Raw genomic sequence first — 24,379 nt, 5'->3', positions numbered from 1 at the left:
GCCGTGAATACGTCCCTGTAGGCTTGTCCGCGAGGTCCCTCTCGCAGACAGTCCCGCAAAGAACCCCCGGCAGCAGGCCCTTCGCATCAAGCTTTATCGCTTAACGTAGTGCTACACCTCAGGAATTCCCGAGCAATTTCAGGAATTCCTTCTTATCAAGACGTTTCACACCTTTTTCTTCCGCTTCATCCAGTTTGCTGCCGGGATCTTCTCCCACCACCAGGTAGTCCGTTTCGCCGCTGATACTGGAGGTGGTTCGGGCGCCCAGGGCTTCGACGCGCTCCTTGGCTTCATCCCGGGTCATCTTGTCCAGTCCCCCGCTGAATACGAAAGTCTTGCCCTTCAAGGGCTGTTTTCCGCGCCGGGGCATGGACTGTACGCGGACGCCGCTCTTGCGCATCCGCTCCAGCACTTCGCGGTTGTTGTCATCGGCGAAGAAGTTGGCGGTGGCGGCGGCCACTTCCGAGCCGATACCGGATATCTTTGCTATTTCCCCCTCACTGGCATCGGCCAGCTTTTCCAGGGAGCGGAATTCCCCGGCGAGCTGTTTCGCCACCTTCCGGCCCACGCGGGGAATACCGAGGGCGAACAGGAAACGGTCGAGGCGCGGCTTTTTAGCGCCCTGAATGGCGACGTACAGCTGGGTGGCGGAGCGCTCAGCGAAGCCATCCAATGATTTGAGATCGTTCGTATCCAGGGCGTAAAGGTCGGCGAGGTTGTGCACCATCTCCCGCCGCACCAGTTGATCGGCGGCCTTTTCCCCCAGGTGATCGATATCCATCGCATCCCGCGCGGCGTAGTGCTGGATATGGCCACTCAGTTGCGCGGCGCAGGAGAGACCGGCGGTGCACAGGTGGTAGGCGCCCTCGCGCACCACTTTAGAATTGCAGACCGGGCAGCGCTTGGGCATTTTAAAGATCTTGCCGCGTTTCCTGCCGCGCTGTTTGACCCGTTCCTCCACTTCCGGAATCACATCGCCGGCACGGATGATGCGCACGCGGTCGCCCACGCGGATATCCTTGCGCTGCACTTCACCCTCGTTGTGCAGGGTGGCGCGGCTTACGGTGACGCCGCCGACATCCACCGGTTGCAGCAGTGCGACCGGAGTCAGTATGCCGGTGCGGCCCACCTGTACGGCGATATCCTCCACCTGGGTCACCTCCTTGCGGGGTTCGAATTTCCAGGCGATCGCCCAGCGGGGATTGCGGTCCCGAGTGCCCAGGGCTTCCCGCAGGCTGTGGTCGTCCACCTTGATCACGATTCCGTCAATTTCGTAGTCGAGATGGTCGCGGTGTTCGGCGAGTTTGCGGTGGTAGTTTTCGATCTGCTTGAGGGAGAAGGCGGATTCATTCAGCGGGCTGGTCTTCAGCCCCCAGCGGGACAGCTGGTCCAGCACCTCTTGGTGGTTCGGCGGTTGTTCGCCATCCAGCGCAAGTATCTCGTAAAAAAAAAGGCTCAGTGGCTTGCCGGCAACCTGGCGCGATTTGTACTGGCGCATCAACCCGGCGGCGGCGTTGCGGGGATTGGCGAAGGGCTCCTCGTCGCGTTCCACCCGCCGTTTATTCAGGGCCATAAACCCGTCCCTGGGCATAAAGACTTCACCGCGGACTGCCAGGGTGGCGGGCGCGTCATCCCGGTGCTGCAGTGAGAGTGGCAGTGCGTGAATCGTCTTCAGGTTGTGGGAGATATCCTCACCCACTTCACCGTTGCCGCGGGTGGTACCGTATTTGAAGCGCCCTTTCTCGTAGATCACTTCCACAGACAGGCCGTCGAACTTCGGCTCCAGGACGTACTTGACCGATTGGCTGTTCGCTTTTTTGCATGCGGTTTTCAGGAAGGATTCAATATTTTTCTCGTCGAGACTGGCTTGCAGGCTGAGAAGTGGCACCTTGTGTTTTATCTTTTTCAACTGGCTGACCGGTTCGGCGCCAACGCGTACTGTGGGCGAGTCCCCGGTCTTGAGATCGGGGAAGGCTTCTTCCAGGTCCTGCAATCGCTGAAACAGTTTGTCGTAGACGGCGTCGGAAATTTTGGGCGAGTCTTTTACGTAGTAGAGATGGTCGTGGTAATTGATGCCTTCGCGCAGTGCGCGAATCTCCTCGGTGGCTTCTTTTTTGCCGAGTTTGTCGATGCCCTTGAAATGGGTGTCGGGATTGCGTTTGAAATCCATATGGATATGAAGATAGCAGTGGAATCCGGTTTTCCCCTGCCGAGGGTTCGCGGCGATTGGATTCCGGCTTGCGCCGGAATGACGGAGGTGCGAGGGCGAGTTTTGTATTCGACCTAGGCCACTGCGCTCACCGCCAGCTCCCGCGCGAAGGCGTCCTCGATCACCGAAGCCTCCCGGTGGCGCTTGATCTTTTCGAAAAAGACCCCGGCCTCCGGGTAAGCGAGTTTCAGGTAGGCCAGCCACTGTTTGATGCGGTTGCCCAGGTACTTGGTCGGGTAGCACTCGCGGGTGATCTGGTAGTAGTCCCACAGCAGTGCGGCTACTTGCTGCCAGACCATGGGCGTATAGTCCCGCCCGCTGCACAGGGCTTTGATCTGCAGGCCCAAGTCCGGGCGCGCCAGCAGGCTGCGGCCAAACATAAAGGCGTCGCAGCCGGTCACTTGGCGGCAGCGGAGGAATTCGTCCGGTGTCCAGATATCGCCATTGGCGATCACCGGGATATACAGCTGCTGGCGTATCTCACCGATGTATTCCCAGTAGGCAGGGGGCCGGTAACCGTCCACCTTGGAGCGGGCGTGCACGGCGAGTTCGCCGGCTCCGCCGGCTTCGGCGGCGCGGGCGTTGTCCAGGTAGCTGGACCTGTCCTGGTAACCCAGTCGGATTTTCGCGGATAGGGGAATCGCGTCGGGAATGGCGCGGCGCACCGCCGCCACTATCTCCTCCACTCGCCTGGGGCTTTGCAGGAGGCAGGCGCCGCCGTCGCTGTTGTTCACGGATTTGGCCGGGCAGCCGAAATTCAGGTCGATGGCACGGGCACCCGCTTCCACCGCCCTGGCGGCGTTGTAGGCCATGGCCTGGGGATTGCCGCCCAGCAGTTGCAGGCGCACCGGGGTGCCGGTCGCGGTGGCGGCATCGGTTTCCAGTTCCGGGCACAGGCGCACAAATACCCGCCGCGGCAGGCGGGTGTGGGTCACCCGCAGGAATTCGGTGACGCAGATATCGATACCGCCGATGGCGGAGAGCAGGGCGCGCAGATGGTGGTCGATCACGCCTTCCATCGGGGCCTGGTAGAGCCGGGGAGTAACAGAGCCTGTCTTGTCGGTCATTATTGATTGGGGTAACCACTGAATCTGGGCGCGGATTCTATCATGGAGTCGCCAGTGGCAAATGGTAGGAGCGGCCACGGGCCGCTCCTACCGGCGCGCGGTCATTCCGGGCGTTTCGATAGTTGCTACTGCAACCAATAACCGTTTGATTTTGCGGGTTTTTTGTAACGATAATAGCGGCCGCCAAAGCAGATCTAGGGGGAAAAAGTGCAGGAGACATTACTGCAACAGGGGCTGGACATTACGCTGTTCGGCATGGGGATTGTTTTTACTTTCCTGCTTTTGCTGGTGATCGGCACCGGCATTATGTCCCGCATCATCACCCGCTATTTCCCCGAGGCGGAGCCGGCGGCTCCCGCCGTCGGCGGGCAGGCTGCCGGCGATGCGCACCTGCGCGCGGTGATCCAGGCGGCGATCGAACAACACCGAAAAAATAAAAGACGCTAATCGTTCGCCGAACAACTTCAATCAATTGCCGAGAGAGACGACCCATGACTGAGGTTAAAAAGCCATTGGGAATCACCGACGTGGTTCTGCGCGACGCCCACCAGTCACTGTTTGCCACCCGCATGCGGCTGGACGATATGCTGCCCGTCGCGGAAAAACTCGACAAAGTTGGTTTCTGGTCACTGGAGTCCTGGGGCGGTGCCACTTTCGATGCCTGCATCCGCTATCTGGGCGAGGACCCTTGGGAGCGCATCCGTGAGCTGAAAAAAGCCATGCCCAACACGCCGCAACAGATGCTGTTCCGCGGCCAGAACATTCTCGGCTACCGCCACTACGCCGACGACGTGGTGGAGGAATTCGTCGAGCGCGCGGCGGAAAACGGCGTGGACGTTTTTCGCGTGTTCGATGCCATGAACGATATGCGCAACCTGCAGACCGCTTTGCGCGCGGTAAAGCGTGTGGGCAAACACGCCCAGGGCACCATTTCCTATACCGTCAGCCCGGTGCACACCCTGGATTTGTGGGTGGACCTGGGCCGGCAGATTGAGGACATGGGCGCGGATTCAATCTGTATCAAGGATATGGCCGGCCTGCTGCGCCCCTACGAGGGCTATGAGCTGGTGAAGCGCCTGAAGGCTGCGGTGGAAATTCCCATTCATATGCAGTGCCATGCCACCACCGGCCTCTCCACCGCCACCGCATTGAAATGCGTCGAGGCGGGAATCGACAATGTGGACACGGCGATTTCCTCCATGTCCATGACCTACGGCCATAGCCCCACCGAAGCTCTCGTGGCCATCTTGCAGGGCACAGATCGCGACACCGGGCTGGATATCGAGCTGTTGGAAGAGATCGCCGCCTATTTCCGCGAGGTGCGCAAGAAATACGCCAAGTTCGAGGGTTCCCTGCGCGGTGTGGACTCGCGCATCCTGGTGGCCCAGGTGCCCGGCGGTATGCTGACCAATATGGAAAACCAGCTGCGGGAGCAGGGCGCCGGGGACAAGCTGGACCAGGTGCTGGAGGAAATTCCCCGGGTGCGCGAGGACCTGGGTTTCCTTCCCCTGGTCACTCCAACCTCCCAGATCGTCGGCACCCAGGCGGTACTGAACGTGCTCACCGGCGAGCGCTACAAATCCATCTCCAAGGAGACCGCGGCGGTACTCAAGGGCGAGTACGGCGCGACCCCGGCCGCGATGAACAAGGAGCTGCAGGCAAAGGTGCTGGACGGCGCCGAGCCAATCAGCTGCCGCCCGGCGGACCTGCTGGAGCCGGAGCTGGAAAAGCTTACCGCCGAGCTGCGGCAGAAGGCCAATGACGAGAGCGTTCCGCTGACCGATGGAGAGGGGGAGATAGACGATGTACTCACCTATGCGCTCTTCCCGCAGATCGGCCTCAAGTTCCTCAAGAACCGCGGCAATCCCGACGCTTTCGAACCGGTGCCCACCGGCAATGAGGGCAGTGCAGTCACCAATGAAAACGGCGAAGAGGTGTATACGGTCACCGTTGAGGGCAAGAGTTACACAGTAACCGTGGCCGACGGCGGGGATGTCAGCGGTATGGTGCCGGTCTCCGGTGGAGCCTCCGCCGGGAGCGCTGCGGCCCCGGCTGCCGGTGGCGGCAATCCGGTGGCGGCGCCGCTGGCAGGCAATATCTTCAAGGTGCTGGTGAACCCCGGCGATCAGGTGACGGAGGGCCAGACCATTATCGTGCTGGAAGCCATGAAGATGGAGACCGCGGTCAGCGCGCCACGGTCGGGCAGCGTCACCGAGGTGGCGGTGAAAGAGGGCGATTCCGTGGCGGTGGGCGACACCCTGCTGTCCATCGCGTAACCCGGTTAGGAGTCGCTTGTGGAAAACCTTATCAATCTCTGGCAATCCTCCGGCGCCTACCAGATGGCGGCGGGCCAGTTTGTGATGATCGTGGTAGGCCTGCTGCTGCTGTTCCTGGCCATCAACAAAAAGTTCGAGCCGCTGCTGCTGGTGCCTATTGGCTTCGGCGGCATCCTGGCGAATATCCCCGGCGCTGACCTGTCCCTCTCCGCCGCGGAGGCGGCGCTGGCGGGTGGCGATCCCCGTGTATTGCTGCAGATGGCACAACTGCTGGGTGCGGAGCAACTGGAATCCGCCTATGCGTTTGAATCGGCGCTGAAGGAGGCCCTGGGCAATGCACCGGCGGCGCTGCAATTGCGGGCCGAGCAGGTGGCGCTGGATGCGGGCTACAGCAACGGCATGCTGTATAACTTCTATTCTGTGGCCATCGCCTCGGGAGCGGCGCCGCTGGTGATTTTTATGGGCGTGGGCGCGATGACCGACTTCGGCCCGCTACTCGGCAACCCGCGCACCCTGTTCCTGGGCGCCGCGGCACAGTTCGGCATCTTCGCTACGGTACTCGGCGCGGTCGGCCTTTCGGTGGCCGGCATTATGGATTTCTCCATCGCCGATGCCGCAGCCATCGGTATTATCGGCGGCGCCGATGGCCCAACCGCCATCTATGTATCCAGCCTGCTGGCTCCGGATCTGCTCGGCGCCATCGCCGTGGCCGCCTATTCCTATATGGCGCTGGTGCCCCTGATCCAGCCGCCGATCATGCGCGCGCTGACCACGCCGGAAGAACGCAAAATCGAGATGGTGCAGCTGCGCCACGTGAGCAAGCGGGAGAAGATCACTTTCCCGCTGCTGCTGCTGATCCTGGTGGCGCTCTTCCTGCCGGACGCGGCGCCGCTGCTGGGGATGTTCTGCTTCGGCAACCTGATGCGCGAGTGCGGCGTGGTGTCGCGCCTGTCCGATACCGCGCAGAACGCGCTGATCAATATCACCACCATCTTCCTCGGCCTGTCCGTGGGCTCGAAGCTGGCGGCGGACAAATTTCTCGATCCGAAAACCCTCGGCATCCTCGCCCTGGGTATTGTCGCTTTCGCCATCGGTACCGCCGCCGGCGTACTGATGGCGAAATTGCTGAATCTGGTGAGCAAACACAAGATAAACCCGCTGATCGGCTCCGCCGGCGTTTCCGCGGTGCCCATGGCGGCGCGGGTATCCAACAAGCTGGGACTGGAAGCCAATCCGCACAACTTCCTGCTGATGCACGCCATGGGACCCAACGTGGCCGGGGTGATCGGCTCGGCGGTGGCCGCCGGGGTGATGATCACCATGGTTCGCGCAATGACCGGCTGACGCCAGCTCCGCTTGCGGGCCCAAGGCCCGCCGTGGCGAATGATTTCCTCAGTCCTCAACCGGTACCTTGGCGGTCACCGCTTAACTCAGTGTCATTCGGTTCGACAGATGGGAGCAGGGAAAGGATAGCGGAGCGCGATGCTAAGCCCCCGGCAGTAGGGCCGCCCCGCTGCCAGCTAACAAGGACGTAGTCAACAGCCGGTCCGTGGATATTGGCGGGCCTTGCGGCCCGCAAGCGGAGCTGGAACTCCGCGCTCCCGGGAATTCGAGCTTCGATCCAATTTTTTATTGCCTATTAGGGCTCGCCTAAGGACTGCGGCGGGCCTATCAGCGACGTCTTTATCTGAGTCGGCGCTTCGGCGAACTCTTTACTGGGTGACCGATTGGTCCCATGGTGCCTGGACGTTGCCGAAGCCGTGGTATTATGGGCGCGTTTTTAGTTTTGGATCGGGCGCAATGGGGCGCCCAAAGGAGAGAGTATGTCCTGGTTGGGCGCGGGAATCGGGGCCGGTATCGGTTTGATGTTCGGTGGTCCTATCGGTGCGGCGCTGGGTGCCTGGATTGGCAGCTCTTTCGGTTCCGGTCTGCAGCGCGCCGCCGGCGGCGCGGGCTCCCTGAACCGGGAAGGGGCGCAGGCTGTCTTTATCGTCACCCTGTTTTCCATGCTGGCGAAGATCGCCAAGGCGGATGGCCAGGTGTCCAAGGCGGAAATTCGCCTGGTTGACGATTTTATTCAGAACAACCTGCGCTTGAGTGTGGAGGACCGCAAGCACGCCATTCAGATTTTCCAGAACGCGAAGAGCGACACCTACAGCATCTACGATTACGCCGAGCAGTACCGGCAGCTGGTGCACAACCAGGCGATGCGGGAAATGGTCTACCGCTTGCTGTTTGCCGTGGCCTATGCGGATGGTGAGCTGCACGCGGCGGAAGAGGAGATCCTGCGGCGTATTCCCTCCCACCTGGGATTACACGAGTCCATCTTCAACGCCATGCATGGGGAATTTGGCCGGAGTGCCCAGTATTCGACGGCCTCACTGCAGCAGCACTACGACATCCTGGAGTGCCGCCCGGATGCCAGCGATCAGGAGTTGAAACTGGCCTACCGGCGCAAGGCGGCGGAATTCCATCCAGACAAAATCGCCGCCAAGGGATTGCCCGAAGAGTTTATGCGCTACGCGGAAGATCAGATGAAAAGCGTCACCGTCGCTTACGACACCATTGTTGCCGCGCGCAAGCGGGAAATAGCGTAAGGGAATAATAAGGAGATAAGACATGAGCCTGGCAAAGCAGATTGAAGAGAAACTAAGCGAGGCCTTTGCGCCACAGCATATCGAAGTGCAGTGCGAGAGCCATCTGCACAATGTGCCCGCCGGTGCGGAGATGCATTTTCGCGTGGTGCTGGTGAGCGACGCTTTTGCCTCGCTGCGCAAAGTGCAGCGGCACCAGCGGGTTTACGCGGTGCTGGCGGATGAAATGGCGGGGCCGGTACACGCGCTGGCGCTGCATACCTTCAGTCCGGAGGAGTGGGCCGGGCAGGCACCGCAGAGTCCGGAGTGTCTGGGGGGCGGAAAAAAGCAGAGTTAGCCGGCGTTCCTGTTGTCGCGTCTTTCCTTTAAAAAGAATATTTTCCGGACAAAAGGCGGGCGGTTTGGCGCTCCTTTCTTTATTTCCCATCTTGTTTCACGCCTGCCGCGGCGTTGGAATCCTTCCCTCTTGTTAAATTAAATGCCAAAAAAGTAATTAGGCTGCCAATTCTATATAAAAGTTCCAAATTCCGGGCGCTTTTCCGGGTGTTCTTTCTCCAGTGGTTCTTTTTCGCGTCTAGACTGACAAATGATTGGGATGATTGCTGTTCAATTTGCCGAAAATTGACGGAGTTATCAACATGAAAATGACGCGCATTCTGACCCCCTTGGCATTCGCCGTTGCTTCAGCAGCGGCATCGGCAGGAGACTCCGGATACGTTCCTGCGCCTGCTGCTGCACCGGCACCGGTTTATGAAGCTGGCTCGGCTGTGGTCCGTATCGGTGCCTCCCATGTGGACCCCGACGATGATTCCGATGAGCTGAATTTCGCCGGCGTGTTCCTGCCAGACTTCGAAGGCAGCGACTACAGTATCGACAGCGACACCACCTGGAACTTCTCCGCCGCCTATTTTCTGGTGGACCATTTCGCGGTGGAGTTTGTTTATGTCGGAGAATCGGACCACGACACGGATGTGGACGGATTCCTCGGATTCTTTCCCCCTGAAGATAGGCTGCATCTCGGTGACATCGAGCGCCGTTCTTCCAGCCTTTATCTGAACTGGTTTCCGGTTTGCAAGGAGTCGTGGGTACAGCCATATGCCGGTGTGGGCATTGGCTACACGGATTTTGACGACAACAACGCGGGTGTTGTGGCAGACGCGTACTTCGCCGACACTTTTGGCGCTGTCGGCCCTGCCACGCTCGAAGTGAAGGACGACTGGGGCTGGACTGGCCAGGTTGGCGTGGACGTGATGCTGGGACGCGACAGCAGCTGGCTGGTTAACGCCGCAGTGCAATATATGGATGTCAGCACTTCCACCCGTTTGAAATTTCCGGTGCCGGGCGCCATCGCAGGATTGCGCGCCGGTTTGGATTTCGATCCCTGGATTTATAACCTGGGTATCGGCTATAAGTTCTGATGACAGACGAAGAAGGGCGCCTTGGCGCCCTTTTTTAAATCAGTAACTCTGTCTTTACATTTTTTTTAGTTATTTTTTTCTACAAACAGGAAAACCCGGTCTAGACTAAAAATTAATCGGATGAGTTGCTCTTCGATTTACCGGATGTTCTAAATGGAGTTTTCATCTATGAAAATGATGCGCATTCTGCCTCCCTTGGCATTGACAGTTTTTTCCGCAGCAGCAGCAGCCGGACCTGCCGGATATGCTCCTCCTCCTGTACCGGACAAGATCTACGGTGCTGGAACGGTTGTGGGTCGTATCGGCATTTCCTACATACACCCGCTGGAAGACGAAGTGACCTTCGCCGATAGATTTTTTTTCGACGATCCCCTCGATAACGACGAGGCCTTCCGGGCGAGGGTGGACCCCGACGACGAGTGGGGTTGGAATGTCAGTGGCATGTGGTTTCCGATCGACCACTTTGCCCTGGAGCTCAGCTTCGTCTGGGGCAACGAGCATGAAGGTGGGCATGGAAGGGGTGCCTTTGCCCGTATTGAACCAGTATTCTTGGGTGATCCCTTATTCTTCGACAACGATTTCGCCGAGTTCGAATCGCGGAAGAGCCAGGCGATGATCAACTGGTTTCCTCTCGATCCCTCGTGTATGTTCCAGCCCTATATCGGTGTCGGTATCAACTACACCGATTTCCATGAGGAAGATTTCACTCTCTTCGACGGCGTGATCTTCGACGAATTCGGTCCTCTGACCGGTGACTTAGATCTGGGCCATTCGTGGGGCTATGCATGGCAGGTTGGCGCGGACTGGGTATTCGGCCGCGAGAGCGCCTGGCTAGTCAACGCCGCCGCGATCTGGGTGGATTCGGAAACCGAGATGGGCTTTGACATCTACAGCCCTGGCGTTCTTGGCGATGGGGCGCTTCCTGTCTTGCGCGAATCCTTCTCTGGTGACTATCGCTACAACCCGTGGACTTTCAACCTATCAATCGGTTACAAGTTCACTTTCTAACTCCTCGGAGTTTCTTCGGATGATGGGAAGGGCGCTTCGGCGCCCTTTTTTTTGCATTGTGCTTAGGAACTTATGCGGCCTCCGCAGGGATCGGCTTTCAGGTTGGAATAATCCGGCTATATACCCATATTTGCGCCGATTTTCCCGTTTCCCGGGAAACGCAGTTCTTTGCTGTCTAGACTGGACGCTGAGGGAAGGGATTGCGCTTGGATCTCAAGCGCGGAATGGAGCTGCCAATGAAAATTATCCGTGCCACCCATACGCTGGCCTTCGTGGTTCTTGCCATGGCCGGCGCGCAGCAGGTAATGGCGAATTCGGGCTATACCGCCGATACTTTTCTCGTCCGTATCGGGGTCTCCTACGTAGATCCCGATGAAGACAATACCAATTTTGTGTTCGACGGTCTCCTTGCACCGGACTTTTTCGGCGCCGAGCTGGATATCGACGAGGAGTGGGGTGGAAATATCTCCGCTGTCTGGTTGCCTGTGGAGCATTGGGGCCTGGAGTTGATGTTTACCAGCGGGGTGAACCACGACGTCGACCTGCGTCCTTTCAGGGGCCTGCTGCCGGTTACTGATCGGATGCACCTGGGCAGCTTTGACGTGCAGATGTCTGATCTGTTTCTCAATTGGTATTTTCTGGACCCCAGCTGCCTGGGGCAGCCCTACCTGGGCATCGGAGTCAACTATACCGATTTTTACGACGAGGACCTCAGTAGTGTCGCCAGTCAGTACCTGATCGATAATCACAGCGCCATCGACTTCGGTTCGCTGGGAATGGGGTATTCCTGGGGGGTAGCAGCCCAGGCGGGCATCAACTTTATGTTCGGCCGGGACAGCCAGTGGTTGGGAAATGCTTCGATTATCTACCGCGACGTGGACGTGGACCAGATCACCATATCCTTTCCTGTCCCTGCTGGTGGGAATCGACTGATTGCCGATTTCGATTACGATCCCTGGACCCTGAATCTGGGTGTGGGTTACAAATTCTAGGAGCGGCCATGGGCGGATGGCCGCCCCGCCGCTCCTAAGGGAGCTCAGGGCTCCGCGGGGCTGCCGAATACCGGCATTCCATCATCCGACCAGCCAAACGCCTTGATATAGGTGTGGCGGTTGGGGTCCCACAGCGGGTCTCCTTCGATCTTCGTGTAGGTGCGCGCGTGGTAGACCAATATATCCCGTTCGCCGTCCTCGGAGACGGTAAAGCTGTTGTGTCCCGGTCCGTAGATGCCCCGCTGGTGACAGCTCTGGAACACCGGCTGTGGTGACTTGTGCCAGCTGGCCGGGTCCAGCAGGTCTGCATCCTCGTCGGCGTAGAGTAGACCCATGCAGTAGTTGTGGTCGGTGGCGCTGGCGGAATAGCTGATAAACACCCGGCCGTGGCGCGCGATCACCGCGGGCCCCTCGTTTACCGCAAAACCCACGGTCTCCCAATCGAACTCCGGTATGCTGAGCCGGATCGGCTTGCCGACGATACTGATGGGGGAGTCCATCGGCGCTATATACAGGTTCGAATTCCCGGGGATTCCGGGCTCCTTTTGCGCCCATAGATAGTAGCGCTCGCCCCTGTGGGCAAAACTTGTGGCGTCGAGGCAGAAGGCGTCGATGCCGCTATCCACCTGTGCCAGCTGCCAGTTCCCTTCCTGCGGATTGTCTGCGGTGGTGGTCAGTGCGTACATGCGGTGCTGGAAGAGGTTGTCGAGAATCTCCCGCGACGGCGCCGCGGCGAAATAAATACACCAGGTGCCGTCTATAAAATGGATTTCCGGTGCCCAGATAAGGTCGGAGTAGGGGCCGGTTTCCGGCTTGCGCCACACAGTGATCCCGGGAGCCTCCGCGAGTCCTGCCAGTGTCTGTGAGCGGCGCAGCTCCAGGCGGTCATACTCCGGTACCGAGGCGATAAAGTAGTAATAGCCGTCGTGATGTTTATAAATGTAGGGGTCTGCACGCTGTTCGATCAGCGGTTTTATCAGGGGGGCGGATTCCGTCACGATTAACTCCAACAATTACTTCGATGTAACAGATTTCTGCTTGCCTGTGGGCATTCCTATCGCCTCCCACAGGAAAATTGCAAATGGCAGGCGGTATTCGCATCAAGGCGCCGAGGGCTTTAATTCAGTTGCAGAAACTTCGCTGTCGCTGTCCGGGCTGATTTCTCCACGCTTCAGGCGCTGGTAGTAGTCGTTGGTAATAACGTATTTGCGCATCAGCAGTCCCATCAGAAAATGAAAAAATCCGGGGATGATGGTCAACATCAGCGCAATTCCCATCAGCGAAAAATCACTCTGCGGCTGGTCGGGCACATAGTCGAAGAAAGCCAGCAGTGAGCCCACCATGGCGCCCGCAACCCCCATGCCCGCTTTCTGGAAGAAGGAGATACCGCCGAACGCCAAGCCGGAGACCCGCTTGCCGGTTTTCGCTTCGCCGTAGTCCACCGCTTCGGCGATGGCCGACCAGAATATCGGGGCGTGCAGGTCGACCACGAACGACAGCACGAAATAGAATACGAAGGCCAGCACCAGATCCCCGGGCCCCACGGCAAAATACATCGCCAGGCTGATAGCGCCAACCAGCAGCTGGCTGCGGCTGAACAGCTTCACCTTGCAATAACGCTTGGTGATCCAGGTGGAAGCTACCATGGCCAGGATCGCCGCCACCACGCCGGTTGCGAGAAACAGTGACAGAGTCTGTGCATCCCCGCCCAGGTAGTACTTGGCGTAATAGGCAGCGACGGAGCCGCGCACCACATAGCCAACGGTGCCCACCAGGCAAACCCCGGTGAGGATCAGCCACTGATCATTGCGCAGCAGCGTCCTGGCCTGGGCCAGCAAGGGGGTTTGTTCCGGCTGGTAGTGGACCCGCTCGGTGGTGGTGAAAAAGCAGAAGATAAACAGCGCGGTGGCAAGCGCGGCCATCAGCCCCATGGACACCTGATAACCCAGGGCCAACCTGTCCTCGCCCCAGGAGGCAGCCAGCATCGGCACTACGATAGTGACCAGGAAGGCGGCGATCTTGGCAAAGAACAGCCGGTAGCCGTTGGCGGAGAGGCGCTCTTTGGGGTCGTCGGTCAGCACGCCGATAATGGAAATATAGGGAATGGTGACCGCGGTGAACATCATTGTCACCAGGATATAGGTGGCGTAGGCCCACACCAGCTTGCCGTTATAGTCCAGATCCGGCGTGCTGAAGGTCAGGAACACTGAGATGCCAAAGGGCACAGCCAGGAACAGGAAGTAGGGCCGGTAGCGTCCCCAGCGGGTGGTATAGCGATCGGTGATGGTGCCCATCAATGGGTCGGTAACGGCATCAATCAGCCGCACAACCAGGAACAACAGGGCCATATCTGCCGGCTTCAAACCGTAAATGTCGGTATAAAAGAAAGAGATGATCAGCATCATCGAGGAGATGACCACATTCACGGCCATATCCCCGGCACCGAAGCCGATCTTCTCGAGTACGGAGAGCCTATTGGACTGCATATTTATTCTCCCATCGCCGCAGGGGGGCTGCGCGTTCTTATAATATTTGCAGTTATATATATTATTGTAGTATTAATGTCAAAAGGATACTGTGGGTGAAAGGGCGATCCGCAACAGGGCTGCGATAAACTGTTAGGATGCATTAACCCCCGGTTTTTACCAGCCTCCTTCGGCAATTCGTCAAAAGGTCATAAGGTGGGCTCAAATAGGGTACTATTGCGACGATTGAGTCGAAGGAAACGAACATGGCGATACAAGCGAGAGACAAGCGGCCGCGGAGTGTGCACGCTTGGGTGGCTTACGAATTGGGTACACGGATAGTCAGCGGAGTCTATGCTCCGGGCGAGTATATTCCCAATGAGGCCACCATTGGTGAAGAGCTGAAGGTCTCCCGGACGGCACTGCGGGAGGCGTTCAAGCTGCTCACCGCCAAGGGGCTGCTGGAGTCGCGTCCCAAGCTGGGTACGCGGGTGCGCCCGAAAGAGTCCTGGAACATGTTCGATTCCGATGTGCTCAAGTGGTGTTTTGAATCCCAGCCCTCGCCAGAATTTCTGCGCGCCCTGTTTGAGGTGCGTGAGGTCATTGAGCCCAGCGCCGCCGCCATTGCGGCGCAGCGGGCGAGCGAAGAGCAGATAGCTGCGATCGAAAAGGCCTACAATGCCATGACAGAGGCGGAAACCGAGACCGAAGATCACATTCTTGCGGATATTGATTTCCATATGGCCATCCTGCGGGCCACCAACAATGAATTCATGGTTTCCCTCGGCGAGTCCATCAAAACCGCGCTCACCGGCCTGTTCCGCATCAGCAGTTCACAGGAGTCGGAGTATGTCGGCTCGCTGCCCGGGCACAAAGCGGTCTATCTTGGTATCCGCGACCGCGACCCGGAGCGGGCCCGGTTTGAGATGAAGTCCCTGCTGTCCAAGTCTGTGCGCGGCGCCCTTGAGAGCCTGGGGCAGGAAAACCAGAATATGGATGTTGCGGTATAGATTTACCCATCCCTTCGGATTCCCTTGCTGTTATATGTAGGAGCGGCCGCTGGCCGCGATCGATCTGGGCTGCGAAGCGAGATCGATCGCGGCCAGCGGCCGCTCCTACAAAAAGCACACGTTACCTGAATCCCGCTACAGCGGCTTCACCTCGGGAATTGTTCTCTCGTCCACCACCAGCTGATTGCGCAGCGGCCGGCCAAAAACCTCGGCTTCAATTTCGAAGCGGTCGCCGGAGCGGGGCTGGATACCGTCGCCGAAACTCAGGGTGGCGGTGCCGAAAAAGTGTACGTGCACCTGGCCCGGGCGGCAGAAACCGGCGTATTTGAAGTGATGCGTCTCCAGGTTGGCGATGGTGTGCGACATGTTGTCCTCACCGCTCAGGAAGGCTTTCTCCCAGAGGACTTCGCCATCGCGCAGAATCCGCGAGACACCTTCTATATTTCCGGGCAACTCGCCGAGCAGCAGTTCGGGGCCAATGGCGCAGGGGCGCAGCTTGGAGTGGGCCAGATAGAGGTAATTCTGCCGCTCAGTGACATGGTCGGAGAGTTCGTTGCCCAGGGCGAAGCCGATGCGGTGCGGTACCCCCTCGCTGTCGTTGAGGTAAATCCCGGCGATTTCCGGTTCCTCTCCCGCGTCGAGGGCGAAGGACGGGCTCACCAGGTCCGCCTCCGGAGCGGCGATAATGCTGCCGTCGCCCTTGTAGAACCACTCCGGCTGTACGCCGATTTCCCCCGCTGTGGGTTTGCCGCCCTCGACGCCCATGCGGAACATTTTCATGGTATCGGTGAGGGATTCCTCGGTACCTTTCTGGTTTTGCGCATGCATGGCGGCGCGAGTGTCGGCACTGCCCAGGTGGGTCAGCCCGGTGCCGGCCACCAGTAGGTGGGCGGGGTCCTGATGGTCAATGGGTGCCAGCAGGCGGCCCTCTTCGATAATGCGCTGGTAGTCGAGGCGGGTGTCGGAGAGTTGCTCGCGTGCACGGTTCTCCAAAGTTGTCCCTGTCTCCAGGGCCTGCTGTGCCAACTGGTAGATGCTGTCGGCCCCGTTCAACTGGTAGATAGTGTCGGCGCTCTCGACGACACCCACTGCCCGCCGGCCGTCTTCAGTCAAAAACTGGATCAGTCTCATCTCTCTCCCTTCCTGCCTCTTGCTGTTTTTTGATGGTCTCGCACTAGCGAATTCTTATATCATACTATATGATATATTTCAATTAGCCCGATCCCAGCCTGGCTCGCCCGGGATGGTCACGGTGAATGCTTGTTTCGCAAAATATTAAGTCATACAATAATATCATTATGAATGAGAGCTGGGGCTAAGTTATGGCCAGTAATGACAAGAAAAAGACAGTGTTGCGGTCGGCCAGTTGGTTCGGGACGCGGGACAAAAACGGGTTCATGTACCGCAGCTGGATGAAGAACCAGGGCATTCCGGACCACCATTTCGAGGGTAGGCCGGTAATCGGCATCTGCAATACGTGGTCTGAACTGACCCCGTGCAACGCGCACTTCCGCAAGGTCGCCGAGCATGTAAAGCGCGGTATCTATGAGGCCGGCGGTGTACCGGTGGAGTTCCCGGTATTTTCCAACGGCGAATCCAACCTGCGCCCCAGCGCCATGCTGACCCGCAACCTGGCGGCGATGGATACCGAAGAGGCCATTCGTGGCAACCCCATCGATGGCGTAGTGCTGCTGGTGGGTTGCGACAAAACCACCCCGGCGCTGCTGATGGGTGCCGCCAGCTGCAACCTGCCCACGATCGTGGTCACCGGTGGGCCCATGCTGAACGGCAAACACAAGGGTAAGGATGTGGGTTCCGGCACCTTGGTGTGGCAGATGCACGAGGAGTACAAGGCCGGCAATATCTCCCTGCACGAATTCCTCAGTGCCGAGGGCAGCATGTCCCGTTCGGCCGGTACCTGCAATACGATGGGCACCGCTTCCACCATGGCCTGTATGGCCGAATCCCTGGGTACCAGCCTGCCGCACAACGCCGCCATTCCGGCGGTGGACTCGCGCCGCTATACCCTGGCGCACCTTTCCGGCATGCGCATCGTGGACATGGTACACGAGGACCTCACCCTGTCGAAGGTGCTCACCAAGGAGGCCTTCCACAACGCCATCCGCACCAATGCGGCGATCGGCGGTTCCACCAATGCGGTGATTCACCTGAAAGCCATCGCCGGCCGTATCGGCGTCGACCTGGAGCTGGAAGATTGGAAAGAAGGGCGCGGCGTGCCCACACTGGTCAACCTGCAGCCGTCAGGTGAGTATCTGATGGAGGATTTCTACTACGCCGGCGGCCTGCCCGCGGTGCTGCGGCGCCTGGGAGAATCCGGCAACCTGAACCGGGACTCGCTGACCGTAAACGGCAAGACCATCTGGGAAAATGTTGCCGACGCTCCCTGTTACAACGAGGATGTAATTCGCCCGCTGGACAATCCGCTGGTGGAAAATGGCGGTATCTGTATTCTCAAGGGCAATCTGGCCCCCCGCGGCGCGGTGCTCAAGCCTTCCGCCGCGAGCCCTAAGCTGATGAATCACCGCGGCCGCGCCGTGGTATTCGAGAACTTCGATCACTACAAGCAGCGCATCGTCGATCCGGACCTGGATATCGACGAGAACTGTGTGATGGTGCTGAAAAACTGTGGTCCAAAAGGCTATCCGGGTATGGCCGAGGTGGGCAATATGGGCCTGCCGCCGAAATTGCTGAAGCGCGGTATCAAGGATATGGTTCGCATATCCGACGCGCGCATGAGCGGGACCGCTTTCGGCACTGTGGTTCTGCATGTGGCCCCGGAAGCGATGGAGCTGGGCCCTCTGGCGGCGGTGCGCGATGGCGATATGATCCACCTGGATGCGGAGAGCGGCCGCCTACACCTGGAGGTTTCCGACGGGGAACTGGCTGACCGCCTGGAAACTCTGAAATCCCAGCAGGTCATCGCCTCCACCGGCGGCTACCTGGAGATCTATCGGGAGCGTGTACTGCAGGCGGACGAGGGCTGTGACTTTGATTTCCTCGTGGGTTGCCGCGGCGCCGAAGTGCCGTCGCACTCCCACTGAGTACAGACACAGATAACAAAAGTGAACGCACAATGACGCTAACCAACCAATATCCCAGCTTGAAAGGCAAAACCGTATTTATCTCCGGCGGCGGTTCCGGTATCGGCGCCAGCCTGGTGGAGTCGTTCTTTCGCCAGGGCTCCAAAGTGGCATTCGTGGACATCCAGGAGGATGTGTCCCTGGCGCTGGTGGAGCGGCTGCGCCAGGAGTCGGGCTCCCCGGGCAGTGTGCATTTCTATCCCTGCGACCTGCTCGATATTGAAAAGCTGCAGAACGCCATCGAGCGCGCGGCCGGGGAGCTCGGTCCTATTTCCGTCCTGATCAACAACGCCGCCAACGACAACCGCCACGACTTTCGCCAAGTAACGCCGGAACAGTGGGACAAATGCTCGGCGGTCAACCTGCGCCACCAGTTTTTCGCCGCACAGGCGGTCTACCCGCAGATGAAGCAGCTGGGCGGTGGCTCCATCGTCAATTTCGGTTCCATGAGCTGGCACGCGGGGCAGGGTGGCATGCCCGGCTATACCAGCTCCAAAGCCGCGATCGAGGGCCTGACTCGCGGCCTGGCCCGGGACATGGGGCCGGACAAGATCCGCGTCAACACCCTGGTGCCCGGCTGGGTGATGACGGAAAAACAGTTGCGCGAGCGGGTGGATGAGAATACGGCGGTGGAGATCGATCGCAACCAGAGTCTCAAGGAACGCTTGATACCGGAGAACATCAGTGCAATGGTGCTGTTCCTCGCCTCCGACGACAGCTGTATGTGTACTGCGCAAAACTTTATAGTCGACGGCGGCTGGATTTAAGCAGAGGAGAATCAAAAATGTCGATTACTGGTAAACAATTGATCGCCGGCGAGTGGAAAGCCGGCAACGCGGACAGCTTCCGTGCCGTGAACCCCGCCACCGGGGAGAGCCTGGAGCCGGAATTCATCGGCGCCGATGAACAGCAGGTGGCCGAGGCCGTAGCCGCGGCCAGTGCCTGCGCCGCGGAGTTTGCCAATACTGCGCCCTCGGTACGGGCGGAGTTTCTCAACCGTTGTGCCGACGAAATCATGGCCCTGGGTGACGAACTGCTGGAGCGGGTCACCGCCGAAACCGGCTACCCCCGTGCGCGGGCAGAGGGCGAGCGGGGCCGGACCTGTGGCCAGCTGAAACTTTTCGCCGAGTGGATCGTCTCCGGTGAATACCTCGACGCGCGTATCGATACCGCGCTGCCGGACCGCCAGCCGCTGCCGCGCCCGGATCTGCGCAGTTTCAACCAGGCGCTGGGCCCGGTGGCGGTATTCGGCGCGAGCAACTTCCCGCTGGCGTTTTCCGTGGCCGGCGGCGACACCGCCTCGGCCTTTGCCGCTGGATGCCCGGTGGTTGTTAAGGGGCACAATTCCCACCCGGGGACCAGCGAACTGGTGGCCCGGGCGGTCGGTCGGGCGGTGGAGAAATCCGGCCTGCCGGGCGGCGTCTTCTCGCTGATCCTGGGTGCGGGCAGCCGCGTGGGCGCCGAGCTGGTGAAGGCGCCGGGCATCAAGGCGGTGGGCTTTACCGGATCCTTCACCGGTGGCACCGCGCTCTTTAAACTGGCCAACGAACGGCTGGAGCCCATCCCGGTGTTCGCGGAAATGGGCAGCGTAAACCCGGTGGTGCTGCTGCCACAGGCGCTGGAGAATTCTGCGGAGACTATCGCCGAAGGTTTTATCACCTCCCTGAATATGGGCACCGGCCAGTTCTGCGTCAATCCGGGGCTGGTACTGTCAGTCGAAGGCGAAGGTCTGGACCGCTTTACCGCGGCGGCGGGGGAAGCCCTGTCAAAGGTCGGCGCCGGAGTAATGTTGAACAAGAATACCCTCAGCGGCTACCGCAGCGGCCTGGCCCATCTGCGCGACCAGGCGGGTGTGGAGCAGCTGGCGCAAGGTCAGGCGACGGAAGAGAGTGCCGGCGAAGACGGCGGTTTCACCTGCCAGGCTGGCCTGTTCACCGTCAGCGGAGCGGAATTCCTCGCCAATCCTGCACTGCAGGAAGAGGTTTTCGGACCGGTATCCCTGGTTGTGAAGTGCCGCGATCGCGAGGAGCTGCTGGCGGTTGTAGGGTCCCTGAAGGGCCAGCTCACCGGCACTCTCCAGTGTGCCGACGGCGAACTCGACAGCTACGGCGACCTGCTGCAACAGCTGCGCCAGCGGGTTGGCAGAATAGTGGTCAACGGTTTCCCCACCGGCGTGGAAGTGTGCCATGCGATGATGCACGGCGGCCCCTTCCCTGCGGCGACAGACAGCCGTTTCACCTCGGTGGGTACCATGGCCATCGCGCGCTTCGTACGCCCGATCTGTTTCCAGAACTACCCGGAGAACCTGCTCCCGGATGCGCTGAAAAACAGCAATCCCCTGGGCCTTTCCCGGCTGGTCAACGGCAGGAAAACCAGCGATGGCATCGGTTGAGACTTCCCTGAATTCCGCTGTTGCCCGGTTGCAGCTTGCGGTGGAAGGGCTGGAGGAGCCGCTACAGGTTTTTACCCTGGGCAACTGCCGCGGCACCCAGGTGCAGCTTGCTGACCTGGGTGCCAGCCTGCTATCGGTGCACACCGCGGATCGCGATGGCCGCCACGGTAATATCCTGCTGACTTACGGCGAACCGCGCAATTGGTTGGACAACAACTGGTTTCTCGGTGTCACCGTGGGCCGGGTGGCCAACCGGATCGGCAGGGCGCGCTTCCCCCTCGGCGAGGGGGAGGTACAGCTGCCGGCCAACGATGGCGAAAACCATCTGCACGGCGGTCCCGAAGGCCTGGGCACCCGGCGCTGGGCTGCCAGCCCGGGGCCCGGTGCCGCGGTGACCTTTCGCTGTGAGAGTGCGGACGGCGACGGCGGCTACCCGGGCCGGGTGGAAGCCGAGCTGACCTACCGGTTGAGCGAAGAGGACGAACTGACTCTCGAATACCGGGCCCGCAGTGATCGCCGTACACCGATAAGTCTTACTAACCACGCCTACTGGAATCTGGCGGCGGGGGGCAGCATTCTCGATCACGAGTTGCAGATAAACGCGGCGCAATACCTGGAATTGGACAGCGGACTGATTCCCACCGGCGAGCTGCTGGACCTGGACAGCACGCCGCTGGATTTCCGTCGGCGCAAACCGATTGGCCGGGATATCGACCGGCTGCCCGGTGGCTACGATAACTATTGGGTGGTGGAGCGGACGGGTGACAAAGCGCTGAAGTCCATCGCATCCCTGCGGGACCCGCTTTCCGGGCGATGCCTGGATGTGATTTCCAGCGAACCGGGAGTGCAGTTCTATAGCGGTAACTTTCTCGACGGCAGCCGCAACCGCGAGGACGGTTCGCCCATGGCGCACCGCAGCGGACTCTGCCTGGAAACCCACGGTTTTCCGGATGCGCCCAACCATAGCGAATTTCCTTCCATAATGCTGGAGGCGGGGGAGGAATACAGGCAAACGACCATTTATAAATTTTCTGCAAAGTAACAAAAGATTTAGTGCCGTAGGGTGCGCCGTGCGCACCGCCATGAAGGTGGCGCGAGCTTCGGATCTTTTGGTGCGCACGGCGCACCCTACGATTACTGCCGCGCCCAAAAAATAAATATAAACGAACGAACCTTTCGATGAGGAGGTTTCCATGAAAATCATCCAATCACTAACCGGTGGCTTGGCCCTGTTGTTTTGCCTGGTGCAGAGCGCCGCTGCCATTACCGTGGGTTTCTCCCAGGTGGGTTCCGAGAGCGGCTGGCGTACCAGTTTCAGCGAATCCGTCAAGGCCGAGGCCAAGCGCCGCAGTATCGAGCTGAAATTTTCCGACGCCCAGCAAAAGCAGGAAAACCAGATCAAGGCGGTACGCAGTTTTATCGCCCAGGGTGTGGACGCCATTATGATTGCACCGGTGGTGGAAACCGGCTGGAAGCCGGTGCTGCGCGAAGCCAAACGGGCGCGTATCCCAGTTGTGATCCTCGATCGCAATGTGGATGTCAAGAATGCCTCCCTTTTCCTCACCCGTATCGCCTCCGACTTTGTCGAAGAGGGTCGTCGCGCGGCCAACTGGCTGATGGAGGAGACCGGTGGCAACTGCAGTATTTTGGAACTGCAGGGCACCGTGGGGGCCACTGCGGCCATCGACCGCATGAAGGGTTTTAACGAGGTCATCGCCAAGTATCCGAACGCTAAAATCGTGCGCAGCCAGACTGGCGAATTCACTCGCACCAAGGGCAAGGAAGTGATGGAAGCCATGCTCAAGGCGGAGAACAGCGGCAAGGACATCTGCGCACTCTGGGCGCATAACGACGAGATGGCCCTGGGCGGTATCCAGGCGATCAAGGAAGCCGGCCTGAAGCCCGGCGCGGATATGCTGGTTGTATCCGTCGACGGCGTGCCGGACTATTTCAAGGCCATGGCCGACGGCGATGCCAACGCCACCGTGGAGCTCAACCCGCATCTGGGTGCGCCGGCGTTCGACGTCATCGAGCGCTACCTGAATGGCGATCGCAAGATCGACAAGCTGATCACCACCACCGGCGATCTCTTCACGCAGGAGACTGCGGCCGAGGAGTACAAGAAACGCGCGGCCAAGTAATTAGTGGCGGTAACCATGACACTGTTAAGTCTCAGTAAAGTCGAAAAGCGCTACCCGGGCGTGAAAGCGCTGGACGGTGTCGACTTCCATTTGCGCGCGGGAGAAATCCACGCGCTGCTCGGTGAGAACGGTGCGGGCAAGTCCACCCTGGTGAAGGTGATGACCGGCGCCCTGGAGGGCGACGGCGGTTCCATGACCTATCTGGGCGAGCCCCTGCGGCTGAAGAGCACCGCCCAGGCCCAGGCGCGGGGCATCAGCACCGTCTATCAGGAGGTCAACCTGCTGCCCAATCTCAGCGTGGCGCAGAACATCTACCTGGGGCGCGAGCCGAAGAAATTTGGCCTGATCGACTGGAAGCGTATCCACCGCCAGTCCGCGGAACTGCTGAAGCGTTTCGCACTGGATATCGATGTCTCCCGACCGCTGTCGAGCTATTCGGTGGCGGTACAGCAACTGGTGGCCATTGCCCGCGGCGTGGATATGTCGGCCAAAGTGCTGGTGCTCGACGAGCCCACCGCCAGCCTGGATGCCGGCGAGGTGGAGCAGCTGTTCGGGGTGATGCGTGAGCTGAAGGCCAGGGGCATCGGGATAGTATTTATCACCCACTTTCTCGACCAGGTGTACAGCGTCTGCGACCGCATTACCGTGCTGCGCAACGGCACGCTTGTCGGTGAATTCGAAACCGCCAGTCTGCCTCGGGAAGAGCTGGTCGCACATATGCTAGGCAAGGAGTTGCAGCGTGAGGCGCACCGCGGTGATGCCCGCGAACAGCGGGAGGGCGGTGAGGCGTTGTTGTCCCTGCAGGGGGTCAGCGTGCGCGGTTCCCTGGGTGAAACCGATTTGACGGTGAACCGCGGTGAGGCGGTGGGGCTGGCCGGTTTGCTCGGCTCCGGTCGCACCGAAGTTTGCCGCGCCGTATTCGGTGTGGATAAAAAATCCAGCGGATCGATAGTTTTCAACGGCCGCGAGCGGAGTTTCAAGCAGCCCGCCGACGCTATCGCCGCGGGCCTGGCCCTCTGTCCTGAGGACCGCAAGACCAGTGGTATCGTCGGCCCGCTGTCGATCCGCGAGAATATCGCCCTGGCGGTGCAGGCGCGGCGTGGCTGGTGGCGCCCAATGGGGCGGGCTGAACAGCAGAAGCTGGCGGAGCGCTTTATCGAAGAGCTTCAGATCGCCACGCCGGATGCGGACAAGCCTATCGAGCAGTTGAGTGGCGGCAACCAGCAGAAGGTGATCCTGGCCCGCTGGCTGGCCACTGATCCGCAGTTGCTGCTTCTGGATGAGCCGACTCGCGGTGTCGATATCGGCGCGCACGCGGAAATTCTCAAACTGATCAAGAAACTTTGCAGCGAGGGCATGTCGCTGCTGGTGACTTCCTCCGAGCTGGAGGAACTGGTGGCCTTTTCCGATCGCGTAGCGGTAATGCGTGATCGTCGCAAGGTGGCGGAGATCAAGGGCGAGGATATTTCCGAAAACACTATTATGCGAGCGATTGCCGAGGCCTAGCCTATTTTGGACAAAGCGCTTTCCTTGTAGGAGCCTGCTTGCAGGCGAACAGATACGAAGTCCTTTTCCATTCGCCTGGCAAATTTTTGCTCCTGCAAAATCTGCATTTCCGTTGGGCGGCACCCGCCGTCCGTGGCGGTCACAGCAGGCTCCTACGGAGTGGCATCCGGGCGATCGTGAATTAAATAAAAAAGAGGCGT

At 59.7% G+C, this 24,379-nt stretch carries 21 protein-coding genes; 15 read left to right on the top strand and 6 right to left on the bottom strand.

The genetic code is table 11. The features are described from left to right. Positions 1-118: 118 nt before the first annotated feature. Positions 119-2,170: an NAD-dependent DNA ligase LigA gene (ligA, locus tag FHS09_RS08530; RefSeq protein WP_183458744.1), complete on the bottom strand. Its 2,052-nt coding sequence runs from the start codon at positions 2,168-2,170 to the stop codon at positions 119-121. Positions 2,171-2,283: 113 nt separating this feature from the next. After that, entirely contained in the window at positions 2,284-3,276 is a 993-nt protein-coding gene (locus FHS09_RS08525; protein ID WP_183458742.1) for a tRNA dihydrouridine synthase, read from the bottom strand. A gap of 207 nt (positions 3,277-3,483) precedes the next feature. On the opposite strand from FHS09_RS08525, the gene FHS09_RS08520 reads away from it, so the two are divergent. The 8 genes from FHS09_RS08520 (at position 3,484) to FHS09_RS08485 (ending at position 11,564) form a co-directional block, all read left to right on the top strand. Further along, on the top strand, positions 3,484-3,723 hold the full coding sequence (locus FHS09_RS08520) for an OadG family transporter subunit (RefSeq protein ID WP_183458740.1): 240 nt from the start codon (positions 3,484-3,486) through the stop codon (positions 3,721-3,723). Between the two features lie 44 nt (positions 3,724-3,767). Continuing rightward, positions 3,768-5,552, top strand: coding sequence for a sodium-extruding oxaloacetate decarboxylase subunit alpha (gene oadA / locus FHS09_RS08515; protein ID WP_183458737.1), 1,785 nt, complete (start codon positions 3,768-3,770; stop codon positions 5,550-5,552). 18 nt (positions 5,553-5,570) lie between these two features. Then, entirely contained in the window at positions 5,571-6,896 is a 1,326-nt protein-coding gene (locus tag FHS09_RS08510) for a sodium ion-translocating decarboxylase subunit beta (RefSeq protein WP_183458735.1), read from the top strand. 479 nt (positions 6,897-7,375) lie between these two features. Then, a complete protein-coding gene (gene djlA / locus FHS09_RS08505; protein WP_183458733.1) occupies positions 7,376-8,149 on the top strand; it encodes a co-chaperone DjlA in 774 nt (257 codons plus the stop codon). Between the two features lie 22 nt (positions 8,150-8,171). Beyond that, positions 8,172-8,483, top strand: a complete 312-nt coding sequence (locus FHS09_RS08500) for a BolA family protein (protein ID WP_183458730.1) — start codon at positions 8,172-8,174, stop codon at positions 8,481-8,483. Between the two features lie 301 nt (positions 8,484-8,784). Further along, positions 8,785-9,564 (top strand): OmpW/AlkL family protein, encoded by a 780-nt coding sequence (locus tag FHS09_RS08495; RefSeq protein ID WP_183458729.1) that lies wholly within the window; start codon positions 8,785-8,787, stop codon positions 9,562-9,564. Between the two features lie 168 nt (positions 9,565-9,732). Beyond that, complete coding sequence (locus FHS09_RS08490; RefSeq protein WP_183458728.1) at positions 9,733-10,572, top strand: OmpW/AlkL family protein; 840 nt, start codon at positions 9,733-9,735, stop codon at positions 10,570-10,572. A gap of 236 nt (positions 10,573-10,808) precedes the next feature. Continuing rightward, positions 10,809-11,564: an OmpW/AlkL family protein gene (locus FHS09_RS08485; protein WP_183458727.1), complete on the top strand. Its 756-nt coding sequence runs from the start codon at positions 10,809-10,811 to the stop codon at positions 11,562-11,564. A 44-nt stretch (positions 11,565-11,608) separates the two neighbouring features. Here FHS09_RS08485 and FHS09_RS08480 read toward each other — a convergent pair whose 3' ends face one another. Both FHS09_RS08480 and FHS09_RS08475 read right to left on the bottom strand, forming a co-directional pair. Then, on the bottom strand, positions 11,609-12,562 hold the full coding sequence (locus FHS09_RS08480) for a glycoside hydrolase family 43 protein (RefSeq protein WP_343057446.1): 954 nt from the start codon (positions 12,560-12,562) through the stop codon (positions 11,609-11,611). A 102-nt stretch (positions 12,563-12,664) separates the two neighbouring features. Next, on the bottom strand, positions 12,665-14,050 hold the full coding sequence (locus FHS09_RS08475; RefSeq protein ID WP_183458726.1) for an MFS transporter: 1,386 nt from the start codon (positions 14,048-14,050) through the stop codon (positions 12,665-12,667). A gap of 245 nt (positions 14,051-14,295) precedes the next feature. Between FHS09_RS08475 and FHS09_RS08470 the strand changes: the two genes are divergently transcribed. Further along, the gene (locus FHS09_RS08470) at positions 14,296-15,039 is read left to right on the top strand and encodes a FadR/GntR family transcriptional regulator (protein ID WP_183458725.1); all 744 of its coding nucleotides are present in this window, start codon (positions 14,296-14,298) and stop codon (positions 15,037-15,039) included. A 135-nt stretch (positions 15,040-15,174) separates the two neighbouring features. Here the strand turns inward: FHS09_RS08470 and araD1 are convergent, their stop codons facing one another. Next, positions 15,175-16,170, bottom strand: coding sequence for an AraD1 family protein (araD1, locus tag FHS09_RS08465; protein ID WP_183458724.1), 996 nt, complete (start codon positions 16,168-16,170; stop codon positions 15,175-15,177). Between the two features lie 191 nt (positions 16,171-16,361). On the opposite strand from araD1, the gene FHS09_RS08460 reads away from it, so the two are divergent. From FHS09_RS08460 to FHS09_RS08435, 6 genes are all read left to right on the top strand, one after another. Then, positions 16,362-18,101, top strand: a complete 1,740-nt coding sequence (locus FHS09_RS08460; RefSeq protein WP_183458723.1) for an IlvD/Edd family dehydratase — start codon at positions 16,362-16,364, stop codon at positions 18,099-18,101. Between the two features lie 32 nt (positions 18,102-18,133). After that, a complete protein-coding gene (locus FHS09_RS08455; RefSeq protein WP_183458721.1) occupies positions 18,134-18,907 on the top strand; it encodes an SDR family NAD(P)-dependent oxidoreductase in 774 nt (257 codons plus the stop codon). Between the two features lie 17 nt (positions 18,908-18,924). Next, a complete protein-coding gene (locus FHS09_RS08450; protein WP_183458719.1) occupies positions 18,925-20,532 on the top strand; it encodes an aldehyde dehydrogenase (NADP(+)) in 1,608 nt (535 codons plus the stop codon). Next, on the top strand, positions 20,519-21,574 hold the full coding sequence (locus FHS09_RS08445; RefSeq protein ID WP_183458716.1) for an aldose epimerase family protein: 1,056 nt from the start codon (positions 20,519-20,521) through the stop codon (positions 21,572-21,574). The genes FHS09_RS08450 and FHS09_RS08445 overlap by 14 nt, the downstream gene beginning before the upstream one ends. Positions 21,575-21,725: 151 nt before the next feature. Next, positions 21,726-22,673, top strand: a complete 948-nt coding sequence (locus FHS09_RS08440) for an ABC transporter substrate-binding protein (RefSeq protein ID WP_183458714.1) — start codon at positions 21,726-21,728, stop codon at positions 22,671-22,673. Positions 22,674-22,688: 15 nt separating this feature from the next. After that, the gene (locus FHS09_RS08435; protein WP_183458712.1) at positions 22,689-24,179 is read left to right on the top strand and encodes a sugar ABC transporter ATP-binding protein; all 1,491 of its coding nucleotides are present in this window, start codon (positions 22,689-22,691) and stop codon (positions 24,177-24,179) included. On the opposite strand, the gene FHS09_RS08430 is transcribed toward FHS09_RS08435, so the two are convergent. Beyond that, on the bottom strand, positions 24,176-24,322 hold the full coding sequence (locus FHS09_RS08430; protein ID WP_183458710.1) for a hypothetical protein: 147 nt from the start codon (positions 24,320-24,322) through the stop codon (positions 24,176-24,178). The two genes, FHS09_RS08435 and FHS09_RS08430, sit on opposite strands and share 4 nt — an antisense overlap. Positions 24,323-24,379: the final 57 nt, after the last annotated feature.

The sequence above is a fragment of the Microbulbifer rhizosphaerae genome (assembly GCF_014191725.1).
In the GTDB taxonomy this organism is placed as follows: domain Bacteria; phylum Pseudomonadota; class Gammaproteobacteria; order Pseudomonadales; family Cellvibrionaceae; genus Microbulbifer; species Microbulbifer rhizosphaerae.
This window is presented reverse-complemented; position numbering and strand designations above follow the sequence as displayed.